This window comes from Streptomyces buecherae (assembly GCF_014295035.1).
Taxonomy (GTDB): domain Bacteria; phylum Actinomycetota; class Actinomycetes; order Streptomycetales; family Streptomycetaceae; genus Streptomyces; species Streptomyces youssoufiensis.
Window position 1 is genome coordinate 6,854,473 of the sequence record NZ_CP060404.1, and the last position, 11,207, is coordinate 6,865,679.

The window sequence follows — 11,207 nt, forward strand, 5'->3', positions numbered from 1 at the left end:
TCAGGCGTCGAAGTCGTACTCGAGGATGTACGAACTCGCGTCCAGTGTCATCTCGTTGACCTCCACGGCCCGGCCCTCGGCGGTGAAGGCGGTGCGGCAGACGAGGACGACGGGCGTGCCGCTGGAGAGCTGGAGCTGCTTGGCCTCGGCCGTCGTCGGCATGCGGCAGCGGATCTCCTCCCGGAAGTGGGCAGGCGCCTGTCCGAGTTCGGCGAGCCGCGCGTAGATCCCACCGGGTCCGCTGTCCTCCTCGGCGATGGCCGTTCCGGCGACCAGGGACGCCGGGAGGTGGGAGACGGAGAGCAGGACGGGTTTGCCGTCCAGTACGAAGCGCCGGCCGCGCACGCAGACCGGGTCGCCGGGCTCCAGGCCGAGCACGCTCGCCACACCCTCCGTCGTCGGTTCCTGGCGCACCACGACGCTGTCCACGACCAGTTCTCGCCCTGCGCCCACGTCGGCTTCCCACACGGACTGGCCCGTGCCCCACCCGTCGCGCGCCAGGCGCTGGATGCCGTGCCGCCGAATGGGGCGGAAGGTCCGGACGAACACGCCGGCGCCCTTCCGGGCTTCCGCGATGCCCTCGCTGCGCAGTACGCCGAGTGCTTGGCGCGCAGTCATGCGGGCGACCTGGTACGTGGCCATCAGCTCGTTCTCGCCGGGAAGGCGGTCGCCCGGCCCGTACTCGCCTGACGCGATCGCCGCTCTGAGTGCATCGGCGATGCGCTGGTACTTGAGCTGTCCGTCACCCTGGGCTGCTGTCAACGCTCGTCCTCCGTCCTCTCTAGAGACACCCTAGGCCGCTTCGTGCTGCGGTGATCGGTTGGGGTGATCCCGCGCCCGATTGACTTCTCTAGAGAGATTCCGCTTCACTGGCTGCGCCTAGATCTCTCTAGAGAAGTCTCTTGTGGGGGTTGCTCGATGGAGCCTGAACGGCGAGTGCGGCAGAGCGACGGTGATCTGCGATGGATCGGCGCCATAGTGCTGCGCCCGGAGCCCGCGTCTGTCGGGCGGGCTCGGCGCTGGTTCCGTACGCTCGCCGCGCACGAGCGGTTGCGGTGCCGGCTGCCTGACTGCGAACTGATGCTCTCGGAACTGGTCACCAACGCCGTCAAGTACGGCAGCGCGGAAGGCGAGTGGCGCATCCGGGTGGACTGGTACCGAGTGGGCGGGACCCTGCGCGTCGCGGTGCGCAATCCAGGGGCTTCCGCCGCGCCCCTGCCCGGCAAGGCCAGCCCCGAAGACGTAGGCGGTCGCGGGCTGATGATCGTGCGTGCGCTCGCCGATGACTGGTGGTCCGAGCCTGACGGACACGATGGCGTGCTTGTTGTCTTCGACGTGGACAAGGCATGGGTGTCGTCGGATGAAACGTGAGATGCGCACGGGTGAGGCCGCGCCCGAGGAATCGCTCGATGCCGGGCAAGAAGCGGCGACCTCTCCGCGGCCTCGGCGGTTCGTCGGCAGGGCTGACTTCGTGGCGGCGCCGGCAAGCTCGCCGACTTTCCCCCGGCCATCACGGCCGGCGCGGACGCGGTCCTGGCCGCCTCCGTCTTCCACTTCGGCGACCTGTCCATCGGCGAGGTGAAGGGGACGCTGCGCGAGGCGGGCCACCCGGTGCGGTAGGCGCGCCGGGGGCGCGGGGCGGGACGCGGACGCCTCGACGGTACAGGGGTGCTACCGCGTAGCACCGGGTGCTGCGCCTTACGCTGGTTGACATGACAGCGCGACCGGAGATCACGTAACGCGACCTGCGGAACCGGTCCAAAGAGATCATGGACGCTGTTCAGCACGGCCAGTCCTTCACTGTTACCCGGGACGGGCACCAGGTCGGAGAGCTGGTGCCCCTGCGGCGGCGCAGGAGGTGCGTTCCTCGGGAGAAGTTCGCGGGCATGTCCCGCACCGCGTCGCGGATCTCGCTGGACGCGTTCCGAGCGGACCAGGAAGTCGCGGTGGAGCAGGAGACGGACGATCCGTATGCCCGCTGAGTTTCCACAGGAGCTGCTCGACACGAACGTCGTCAGTCTGCGTGACTGGATCGATCCCGAGGAACTGCCGGCGGAAGTGGCGATCAGTGCCGTCACGTTGGCCGAACTGTCCGCGGGGCCGCACGAGGTGCGACGCGACGGAGAGCAGGACGCCTACAACGAGCACATGGAGCGCGCCCGCCGCCTCGGCATTCTGCAACGCACTGAGAACGAGTTCGACCCGCTTCCGTTCGATGCGGAAGCCGCTCGTTTGTACGGCATCGTGTGCGCGGCCGTCGTCAGCGTTGGTCGAAAGCCGAGGCGACGACTGGCGGACCTCATGATCGCTGCCACGGCCATGGCCCATGACCTGCCGTTGTTCACCACCAACCCGGACGACTACCGGGGGCTGGGCGGCCTCCTCGACATCGTCCCCGTCACCCGGCCCGTGGTTCCGCGCGACCGGTAGACCGCGTGCCCTTCGTGCGTACGCCTGGGAACGGCGCACGGCGCCTTGGCTCAACCCGCCATCTGATCATCGACGCCCGAGCGCTGCGCCGCGCGGCGTACGGGGCGGCTGCCTGCCAGGTCACAGCCCCAGCGACGCCTCCCGGGCGCGGGCCACCGCGTCCGCGTCGCCCTCCGTGGTCACGCGGGCCACCTGCTGGCGGCCGTAGAGGAAGAGCAGCGCCTCGCCGGGGTCGGCGGTGACGGTGACGACCGGGGTGCCCTTGCGGGCGACGACCGTGCGGCCGTCGGGGGTGCGCACGACGAGGCCGACCGGGCTCTTGCGGGCCAGCGCCCGCGCCGAGCGCTCGACGCGGCTCCACAGGGCGTCGGAGAAGACCGGGTCGAGCGAGCGCGGGGTCCAGTCGGGCTGGGCCCGGCGGACGTCCTCGGCGTGCACGTAGAACTCGACGACGTTGGCGGCCTCGTCCACCTGCTTGAGGGCGAACGGCGAGAGTCGGGGCGGGCCGGTGCGGATGAGCTGGAGCAACTCCTCGTACGGCTTCGCCGCGAACTCGTCCTGCACCCGTGCGAGCCGGGCCGCCAGGGGCTTGAGCACGATGCCCGCCGCGGCGTCACCGCGTCGCTCGCGCACCACCAGGTGGGCCGCCAGGTCGCGGGTGGTCCAGCCCTCGCAGAGGGTGGGGGCCTGCGGACCCGCCGCCTCCAACAGGTCGGCGAGCAGCAGTCGTTCACGCTTCGCGTACGTAGACATACCGCCAGCCTACGGCCGGTGGCCACACCCTGCCACGACTGGCGGGCCGAGTGGCGTGGCCGCGCCGCCGCTCGCGCGCGGCGCGGCCGTGCCACCGTCGGTCACTGCGGCGCGGGCCCCTCCGCCGGCCCGCGGTGTGCTACTTCGGCAGCTTCTCCGTCAGCTTCGGGCCGTCCGGAGTAGAGCTGAGCGTCAGGGAGCAGGAGACCTGGTCCTGGCCGCGAATGCTGTACGTCGGCTGCGACGGGTACAGCGCGTAGTAGTAGTACGTCTTGGTGGCCGGGATGGTCTTCATCCGGCTCTTGGCGGCGCTCTCGCACAGCGACAGGGCCTTGGTCTGGATCTCCTTCTCGGTGCTGAAGGTGCCCGTGAGCGTCGCGTTGGAGATCACCTCGCCGTCGTGCGGGCCGCTGCACGAGCGCTTCTCGACCTTCTTCACGCTGGTGTCGAGCCCCGGGTGGTCGAAGCAGGTTCCCGGGCTGAGCACGACGTAGGGGACCAGGTCGGAGGGGGTTTCCGAGGCGTCGGCTGACGGGCTGCTGCTGGGCGTGTCGGTGCCGCCCCCGACCGGGGCGCCCTGGCCCGGAGAGCCGGACGGCTTCGGGATCTCGATCGACGGCATGCCGCTCGGGACCCGCGGGGCGGAGGCGCTCGGCTGCCCCTCGGTTGGCTTGTTCTTGGCCTTGTCGTCCTTGCTGTCGTCACCGCCGGTCGCGGCGACCACGATGCCCGCGACGACGGCGACCGCGAGCACCGAGACCACGGCTATGACCGCGGTCTTCGTGTTGTTGCGCCGAGGCGGCGGGGGCGGGGGCGGTGGGTACGCGCCGTACCCACCGGGCGGCATCTGCCCGCCGGGCGGCATGGGGGGCCCGCCCATGTGCGGCGGGCCTCCGTGCTGGGCGGGTGGCCCGAAACCCTGCTGCGGCGGGCCGAAGCCGCCGTGGTTTCCTGGCTGATGAGGGTCGTTCGGCGGCGGAAACGTCATAGCGAAAGCATGCCGCATGCGCCACCGCGCATCGCCATCGGGCCGGCCCGAGCGGCAGGCGGGGCCCAGGCTACGCCCAGAGTGGCACGCAGCGGGGCAACTCACCCCGGGGGCGGCGGGGGAGGGGAGGACGCTGCGGGGCAACTGGGGCACAGGTGGCCGGAAGTCGACCGTCCGGTGGGGGCGCGGCCGGGGCTGATGTGGCTGAAATGTGGCCGTCTGCGGAGGGAAGTGTGTGTGCCGGGGCGCGGGTGCGAGGAGGCGGCGACGCGGGGGGTTCGCGCGCGGGGGTTGACGGGGATCGGGGAGCCCGGGCCGCGCGGCTGTCCACGATGTGAGCGGTCGCGCGACCCCACGGGGCCCTGCGGCCCCGCGCGCGCCCCGGGCCGGTGAAACGGGCCCGTCCGGGCCCCGTCCGCTGGGCATAATGGGCCCATGCCCAGCCCCGATTCCCCTCCCGGCGCCCCGGCCGACCGTGCCGGCGGCAGCGCCCCGGCCGACCGTGCCGGCGGCAGCGCCCCGGCCGACCGTGCCGGCGGCAGCGCCCCGGCCGACCGTGCCGGCGACGGCGCCCCGGCCGACCGTGCCGGCGACGGCGCCCCGGCCGACCGTGCCGGCGACGGCGCCCCGGCCGACCGTGCCGGCGGCCTCGATCCCGCCATCGCGGGCCGGCTCAAGCGCAGTGCCGACGGCCTCGTGCCCGCCATCGCCCAGCAGTACGACACCGGCGAGGTGTTGATGCTCGGCTGGATGGACGACGAGGCCCTCCACCGCACGTTGACCACGGGCCGCTGCACCTACTGGAGCCGTAGCCGTCGGGAGTACTGGGTCAAGGGCGACACCTCGGGGCACGTCCAGCACGTCAAGTCCGTGGCCCTGGACTGTGATGCCGACACCCTGCTGGTCAAGGTGGACCAGGTCGGCGCGGCCTGCCACACCGGCGACCGCACCTGCTTCGACGCGGGCGGCCTGCCGCTCGGGCAGTAGGCTCCGCTGCCGAAGCGACCACCGGCTTCCCGCGCGGACGCCGAACGCCGGAGGCCGAACGGGGCGCGGCCATCGACCGGGGCCTCGGCCGCGGCGCCGGGGGCGAGGCCCGGTGGCGGCCCCACCCCCATGCGAGAGCGAGGCCGGCTCGGGCCAGACCCGGGGCCGGCCGCTGACCACCACGACAGTTGATGCGTACGACACGACGGGCGATGCGGGTATGACGGACGCGACGGGCACCATGGACCGCGAGACCTTCCGGAAGCTGGCGGCGGACCGCCGCGTCATCCCCGTCAGCCGCAGGCTGCTGGCGGACGGCGACACTCCGGTCGGCCTCTACCGCAAGCTGGCGGGCTCCCCCGACGAGGCCACCAGCGGCCCCGCCGGCGGGGCGGGCGGCGCCGACGAGGCGAGCTGGGTCGGCCGGCCCGGCACCTTCCTCCTGGAGTCCGCGGAGAACGGCCGCTCCTGGTCCCGCTACTCCTTCATCGGCGTGCGCAGCGCCGCCACCCTCACCGAGCGCGACGGCCAAGCGCACTGGCTCGGCGCCCCGCCGGTCGGCGTCCCCGTCGACGGCGACCCGCTCACCGCCCTGCGCGCCACCGTCGAGGCCCTGCACACCCCCCGCGACCTGGGCGGGCTCATCCACCTCCCGCCGTTCACCGGCGGCATGGTCGGCTACCTCGGCTACGACATCGTGCGCCGGTTGGAGAAGATCGGCGACACCGGCCGGGACGACCTGCGCCTGCCCGAGCTGACGATGCTGCTCACCTCGGACCTCGCCGTGCTCGACCACTGGGACGGCACGGTCCTCCTGATCGCCAACGCGATCAACCACAACGACCTGGCCACCGGCGTCGACGAGGCGTACGACGACGCCATCGCCCGGCTCGACGCGATGACCGCCGACCTGGCCCGCTCGGTGCCCACCAGCCCCACCGTGCTGCCGGCCGCCGAACTGCCGGAGTTCACCGCGCTGTGGGGTGGCGAGGCGTACATGGACGTGGTGCGCGACATCAAGGAGCGCATCCACGCCGGCGAGGCGTTCCAGGTGGTGCCCTCGCAGCGGTTCGAGACGCCCTGCCAGGCCAGCGCGCTCGACGTGTACCGGGTGCTGCGGGCCACCAACCCGAGCCCGTACATGTACCTCTTCCGCTTCCCCGACGCGAACGGCACCGGTGCCTTCGACGTCGTGGGCTCCAGCCCGGAGGCGCTGGTCAAGGTCGAGGACGGGTACGCGATGCTGCACCCGATCGCCGGCACCCGGCCGCGCGGGGCGACGCCGCAGGAGGACGCCGCGCTCGCCGAGGAACTGCTGGCCGACCCCAAGGAGCGGGCCGAGCACCTGATGCTCGTCGACCTCGGGCGCAACGACCTGGGCCGGGTGTGCGAGCCGGGCAGCGTGGAGGTCGTGGACTTCATGTCGATCGAGCGCTACAGCCACGTCATGCACATCGTCTCCACCGTCACCGGAACCCTGGCCCCCGGCCGCACCGCCTTCGACGTGCTCACCGCCTGCTTCCCCGCCGGCACCCTCTCCGGCGCGCCCAAGCCACGGGCCATGCAGATCATCGAGGAACTCGAACCCACCCGGCGCGGCCTGTACGGCGGGTGCGTCGGCTACCTCGACTTCGCCGGCGACTCGGACACCGCCATCGCCATCCGGACCGCCCTGCTCCGCGACGGCCGGGCGTACGTGCAGGCGGGCGCGGGCGTCGTCGCCGACTCCGATCCGGCGGCCGAGAACACCGAGTGCCGCAACAAGGCGGCGGCCGTGCTGCGCGCCGTCAGCACGGCGGGCCGGCTGCGGCGGGCGTAGATCGGGCCGGCCACCCCGTCGCCCGCGCGGCCGACGCGGCGGCGCCGGCCCAGGTGAGCGGGCCGGCCACCCCCGCGCGACCTGCCGCACCACCCGGTGAGGGATAGTGGTAGGCGTGAGTACAGCCGCCGTACCCCAGCCCCGTAGCCAGGCCGAGGCCGCCGCACGCGCCGGACGCGGCGCCGCCGCGGGCAGGCTAACCAAGCTCAGCCTCGCCGCCGGGCTGCTGTTCGCCGCGCTCGGCGCCGCCCTGGTGCTCCTCGCGTCCGGCCGCACCTGGGCCGAGGGGAACGCCGCCTTCGCCCAGGGCGACCTGCGCCGCACGGTCGACGGACAGGACATCACCGGCCTGCCCGGGGCGCTGGCGATCGTGGGCCTGGCCGCCCTGGTCGCGGTGTTCGCGGTGCGCGGGCTCGGCCGGTACGCGGTCGCCGGCATCCTCGCCCTGTGCGGCGTCGGCACCGCCGTCGGCTCGCTGCTGGCCCTGGACGACACCGCCGCCCTGGAGGCCAAGGCCGCCGAGACCACCGGCATCACCGACACCGCCATCCACGGCGTCACCTACACGCCCTGGCCCTGGGCGGCGTTCGCCGGCGGCGTGCTGATCTTCCTGGCCGGCCTCCTCGCGCTGGGCTACGGCCGCGCCTGGCCCGCCATGTCGGGCCGGTACGAGCGCGCCGGCGGCGACCGCCCGCGCCCGCGCCGCGGCCGGCCCGCGCCCGACCCCGACCGGCCCGAGGAACTGTGGAAGGCCCTGGACCGGGGCGAGGACCCCACCGGCCGCGAGAGCTGAGCCCGCGCCGGCGACGCCGGCCCGCACCCGGGCCGAGCCGCCCCGGCATCCCGCCGCGTCGGACGCCGGCGACCCTGCGTAGCCCCGGCCGCCGCCAGGGTGAGCGGGGCCGCGGGCCCCGGCCCGTACGCCGGCCTCCCACTCGGCCCACCCCAGGCTGATCTCGCGGCGACGCGTCAGCGACAATGGACGCACGAGCCCCATGCCCCGATCCCGGGGGCATCTCCCCGTCAACCCCGCTCAGGCGGCCTCTGGTCGCCCGGCGCGGTCGGGGGGAGCGACACAACGAACGAGGAGAACTCATGGCGGGTACCAGTCACGGACACACCCCGGCCGCCTGGACCGGCGTCACCATCGCCTTCATCGGCTTCTGCATCTCCGGTGCGTTCACCGTGATGGCCAAGCCGGTGGGCTTCTGGGCGGGGCTCGGTGTGGTCGTGCTCGGCGGCATCGTGGGCATGGGCATGTCGGCCGCCGGCATGGGACAGCCGAAGCGGAAGCAGCCGCACGTGGTGCAGCACGGCTCGCAGTCGTAACCGGTACCGCACCCGAGCGCGCCGCGCGCGCCGGCGTGCGGCCCACGGGCCCGGGGCGCCGCCCCGGGCCCGACCCGTTCCCAACGCGCCTGTTCCCGGCGTTCCCAGCGCCTTCCAGGAGACCCCGTCATGCCCGCGCGCACCGTCCTGATCCTCCAGCACGTCGAGGTCGAGAAGCCCGGCCTGATCCTCGACGCCCTGCGCGGGAGCGATCTCGACGTGGACGTACGGAACCTGGTCGAGACGCCCGGCGCCGCGGCGGACGACCTGCCCCCGGTGGCGGAGCTGGCCGGGCTCGTCGTCATGGGCGGCCCCATGAACGCCGACGACCTGGCGGGCCACCCGGCGTTGAAGCTGGAGCGGGGCCTGCTGGCGGACGCGCTGCGCGCCGGCGTGCCGACGCTGGGCGTGTGCCTGGGCGCCCAGCTTCTGGCCCGCGCCCAGGGCATCCCCGTACGGACCGGTGCCGAACTCGGCCGGGAGAGCGAGATCGGCTGGGCTCCGCTGCGCGACGTGGACCGCGCGGACCCGGTCGTCGGCCCGCTGGTGGAGGCGCCCGCGGTGCTGCACTGGCACGGCGACCGCATCGAGCCCGGCCCGGGGACCCGCGTCCTGGCCAGCACCGACAGCACCCCGTGCCAGGCGTTCCGGGCCGGCCCGGCCGCCTGGGGCCTCCAGTTCCACCTGGAGGTCACCCCCGAGCTGCTCGACGACTGGCTCGCCGAGCCCTCCTTCGCCGCCGAGGCGGCGGGCGCCCTCGGCCCGGACGCCCCGGACCGGCTGCGCCGCGACGCCCGCGCCACGGCGTCGGCTCTGCGCCCGCTGGCCGAGCGGAGCCTGGCCCACCTGCGCGGCCTGTTCGAGGCCCGCGCCGCCGGCTGACCCGACGGGGCGCCCCCTGCGTAGGGCTGGCACCCCTCCGTTCGGCCGCGGCCGGCGCCGGCGGGGCTGCGCGCGGGCCCGCCCGGGCACAGACTCGAACCGTGTCCGAGCAACTCCGCCCCGTCAGCCACCGCGACCTCCGCGGCGCCGCGCCGCGCCGCCTGCTGGCCCCGCTCGCCGTGCTGGCGGGCGTGGTGACCGCCTTCGCGGGGGTGGCCACGGTCGACCCGTACGAGCCGGGGCACTACCCCGCCTGCCCGATGCTCCAGTACACCGGCCTGCTCTGCCCGGGCTGCGGCGGGCTGCGCAGCGCCCACTCCGTCGCCCACGGCGACCTCGCGGCGGCGCTCGGCGCCAACGCGCTCGCGGTGGCCGGATACGTCGCCTTCGCCACCGTGTGGACCTGCTGGTTCGTCCGCCGCGCGGCCCGGCCCCGGGCGGTCGGGCCGGGGCGCGGTGCGCGAGGCGCGCTCGGGGGGTTCCGGGGCGGGGCCGCGCGCCCCCGTGGGCGGCGGTACCTGTGGTGGGCGGTGGGGCTTGTGGTGCTCGCGTTCACCCTCGTCCGCAACCTGCCATTCGGGACGTCGCTGGCCCCCTGACCGCCCGTCCCGGGCCCGTCGGAGGGTCCGGATGGTGGCGCTGTCGTCAACCGGATGCGCGACCTCCCTCGCTCGGCAGATACCATCGCCCATGTCTGGTGATGCGATCGTCCGCCGCACCGGCGCCGACCACCAAGCTCCATCGGAAGGGGGCCGCTCGCGTGAGTGTGCTCGATGAGATCATCGACGGAGTCCGTGCCGACCTCGCCGAACGGCAGGCGCGAGTCAGCCTCGACGAGCTCAAGGAGCGCGCCGCGAAGGCACCGCGGGCCAAGGACGGCGTGGCCGCGCTCAAGGGCGACAGCGTCAAGGTGATCTGCGAGGTCAAGCGCTCCAGCCCCTCCAAGGGCGCGCTCGCCGCCATCGCGGACCCGGCCGGCCTCGCCGCCGACTACGAGGCGGGCGGCGCGGCGCTGATCAGCGTGCTGACCGAGCAGCGGCGCTTCGGCGGCTCGCTGGCCGACCTGGAGGCCGTGCGGGCCCGGGTGGACATCCCCGTGCTGCGCAAGGACTTCATCGTCACCTCGTACCAACTGTGGGAGGCGCGGGCGTACGGCGCCGACGTCGTCCTGCTGATCGTCGCCGCCCTCGACCAGGAGGCGCTGGTCTCGCTGATCGAGCGCGCCCAGTCGATCGGGCTCACCCCGCTCGTGGAGGTGCACGACGAGGACGAGACCGAGCGGGCCGTGGCCGCCGGCGCGAAGATCATCGGAGTCAACGCGCGCGACCTGAAGACGCTTGAGGTGGACCGGGGCAACTTCGCCCGGATCGCCCCCGAGATCCCCTCGCACATCGTGAAGGTCGCCGAGTCGGGCGTGCGCGGGCCGCACGACCTGATCGCCTACGCGAACGACGGCGCGGACGCCGTGCTCGTCGGCGAGTCGCTGGTCACCGGCCGCGACCCGAAGACCGCCGTGGCCGACCTGGTGGCCGCGGGCGCCCACCCCGCGCTGCGGCACGGCCGGAGCTGATCCCCGCCGTGTCCGTCGCCCCCGCCGAGCCCGACCGCCGCGCGTTGCCCCCCTGGCACCGCGGCTGCCGGGCGCCCGCGCGCCGGGTGCGGGGCCGTCGGGTGCGCTACCACATCGGCAGCGAGCCGGGCCAGATCAACGGCCGTCGATGGCCGGGGGCGCGCACCGGCCGCTGAGCCGCACCGCGCCCCGCCACCGCACGCACACGCCACCTACGCCCCGCCCTCCGGCGGCCACCGGCCCCGGGCGGCGCGCCCGTGGGCCGTGTCGCGCGCTGGCGCCACCGGTCGGCGCGGCGCCGGCGGGCCGTACGCCCCGGCACGCTCTCCCGCGCGCCACGGCACCGGCGTGCGACCCCCGCGACCTTTCGTGTCCCCACCCTTCCCGCCCCGCCGCCCGGCGAGCGGCGCGCCGCCCTCCCGCGATCCCGCGGCGAGGGTGGGCCGCCC

The 11,207-nt window shown here is 74.5% G+C and carries 14 protein-coding genes and 1 pseudogene; 12 read left to right on the top strand and 3 right to left on the bottom strand.

What is annotated here, in order from left to right:
• Entirely contained in the window at nt 1-762 is a 762-nt protein-coding gene (locus H7H31_RS27265; RefSeq protein WP_187065025.1) for a GntR family transcriptional regulator, read from the bottom strand.
• A 174-nt stretch (nt 763-936) separates the two neighbouring features.
• On the opposite strand from H7H31_RS27265, the gene H7H31_RS27270 reads away from it, so the two are divergent.
• The 4 genes and pseudogenes from H7H31_RS27270 to H7H31_RS27285 all read left to right on the top strand — a co-directional run bounded on the left by H7H31_RS27270 (nt 937) and on the right by H7H31_RS27285 (nt 2,430).
• Entirely contained in the window at nt 937-1,371 is a 435-nt protein-coding gene (locus H7H31_RS27270; RefSeq protein WP_232110108.1) for an ATP-binding protein, read from the top strand.
• 102 nt (nt 1,372-1,473) lie between these two features.
• Nucleotides 1,474-1,620: pseudogene (locus tag H7H31_RS27275) on the top strand (imidazole glycerol phosphate synthase subunit HisF); the annotation flags it as partial.
• 125 nt (nt 1,621-1,745) lie between these two features.
• The gene (locus tag H7H31_RS27280) at nt 1,746-1,982 is read left to right on the top strand and encodes a prevent-host-death protein (protein ID WP_261905658.1); all 237 of its coding nucleotides are present in this window, start codon (nt 1,746-1,748) and stop codon (nt 1,980-1,982) included.
• Nucleotides 1,972-2,430: a type II toxin-antitoxin system VapC family toxin gene (locus tag H7H31_RS27285; protein ID WP_187059735.1), complete on the top strand. Its 459-nt coding sequence runs from the start codon at nt 1,972-1,974 to the stop codon at nt 2,428-2,430. The genes H7H31_RS27280 and H7H31_RS27285 overlap by 11 nt, the downstream gene beginning before the upstream one ends.
• Before the next feature lie 120 nt (nt 2,431-2,550).
• Here the strand turns inward: H7H31_RS27285 and H7H31_RS27290 are convergent, their stop codons facing one another.
• Together H7H31_RS27290 and H7H31_RS27295 are read right to left on the bottom strand one after the other, a co-directional pair.
• Nucleotides 2,551-3,183, bottom strand: a complete 633-nt coding sequence (locus H7H31_RS27290; protein WP_187059736.1) for a TIGR03085 family metal-binding protein — start codon at nt 3,181-3,183, stop codon at nt 2,551-2,553.
• Between the two features lie 139 nt (nt 3,184-3,322).
• The gene (locus H7H31_RS27295) at nt 3,323-4,171 is read right to left on the bottom strand and encodes a hypothetical protein (RefSeq protein WP_187086129.1); all 849 of its coding nucleotides are present in this window, start codon (nt 4,169-4,171) and stop codon (nt 3,323-3,325) included.
• A gap of 660 nt (nt 4,172-4,831) precedes the next feature.
• Between H7H31_RS27295 and hisI the strand changes: the two genes are divergently transcribed.
• The 8 genes from hisI (at nt 4,832) to trpM (ending at nt 10,934) form a co-directional block, all read left to right on the top strand.
• Nucleotides 4,832-5,158 carry a phosphoribosyl-AMP cyclohydrolase gene (hisI, locus tag H7H31_RS27300; protein WP_187060643.1) on the top strand — a complete coding sequence of 109 codons (327 nt, stop codon included), beginning with the start codon at nt 4,832-4,834 and terminating at the stop codon, nt 5,156-5,158.
• A 241-nt stretch (nt 5,159-5,399) separates the two neighbouring features.
• Nucleotides 5,400-6,977 (top strand): anthranilate synthase component I, encoded by a 1,578-nt coding sequence (locus H7H31_RS27305; RefSeq protein ID WP_187060644.1) that lies wholly within the window; start codon nt 5,400-5,402, stop codon nt 6,975-6,977.
• A 106-nt stretch (nt 6,978-7,083) separates the two neighbouring features.
• Complete coding sequence (locus H7H31_RS27310; protein WP_187060639.1) at nt 7,084-7,770, top strand: TIGR02234 family membrane protein; 687 nt, start codon at nt 7,084-7,086, stop codon at nt 7,768-7,770.
• Nucleotides 7,771-8,072: 302 nt separating this feature from the next.
• On the top strand, nt 8,073-8,306 hold the full coding sequence (locus tag H7H31_RS27315) for an HGxxPAAW family protein (protein WP_176161110.1): 234 nt from the start codon (nt 8,073-8,075) through the stop codon (nt 8,304-8,306).
• Nucleotides 8,307-8,435: 129 nt separating this feature from the next.
• Nucleotides 8,436-9,188: a type 1 glutamine amidotransferase gene (locus H7H31_RS27320; RefSeq protein WP_187060640.1), complete on the top strand. Its 753-nt coding sequence runs from the start codon at nt 8,436-8,438 to the stop codon at nt 9,186-9,188.
• Nucleotides 9,189-9,289: 101 nt separating this feature from the next.
• Nucleotides 9,290-9,787 (top strand): DUF2752 domain-containing protein, encoded by a 498-nt coding sequence (locus H7H31_RS27325; RefSeq protein ID WP_187060641.1) that lies wholly within the window; start codon nt 9,290-9,292, stop codon nt 9,785-9,787.
• A 161-nt stretch (nt 9,788-9,948) separates the two neighbouring features.
• On the top strand, nt 9,949-10,758 hold the full coding sequence (trpC, locus tag H7H31_RS27330; protein ID WP_187060642.1) for an indole-3-glycerol phosphate synthase TrpC: 810 nt from the start codon (nt 9,949-9,951) through the stop codon (nt 10,756-10,758).
• 8 nt (nt 10,759-10,766) lie between these two features.
• Nucleotides 10,767-10,934, top strand: a complete 168-nt coding sequence (gene trpM, locus H7H31_RS35085; protein ID WP_372454660.1) for a tryptophan biosynthesis modulator TrpM — start codon at nt 10,767-10,769, stop codon at nt 10,932-10,934.
• Nucleotides 10,935-11,207: the final 273 nt, after the last annotated feature.

Excerpts from the sequence above, each read along its gene's own strand:
- H7H31_RS27290 (WP_187059736.1), bottom strand. The coding sequence starts at position 3,183 with ATGTCTACGTACGCGAAGCGTGAACGACTGCTGCTCGCCGACCTGTTG.
- H7H31_RS27305 (WP_187060644.1), top strand. The coding sequence starts at position 5,400 with ATGGACCGCGAGACCTTCCGGAAGCTGGCGGCGGACCGCCGCGTCATC.
- H7H31_RS27285 (WP_187059735.1), top strand. The coding sequence starts at position 1,972 with ATGCCCGCTGAGTTTCCACAGGAGCTGCTCGACACGAACGTCGTCAGT.
- H7H31_RS27315 (WP_176161110.1), top strand. The coding sequence starts at position 8,073 with ATGGCGGGTACCAGTCACGGACACACCCCGGCCGCCTGGACCGGCGTC.
- H7H31_RS27320 (WP_187060640.1), top strand. The coding sequence starts at position 8,436 with ATGCCCGCGCGCACCGTCCTGATCCTCCAGCACGTCGAGGTCGAGAAG.
- H7H31_RS27295 (WP_187086129.1), bottom strand. The coding sequence starts at position 4,171 with ATGACGTTTCCGCCGCCGAACGACCCTCATCAGCCAGGAAACCACGGC.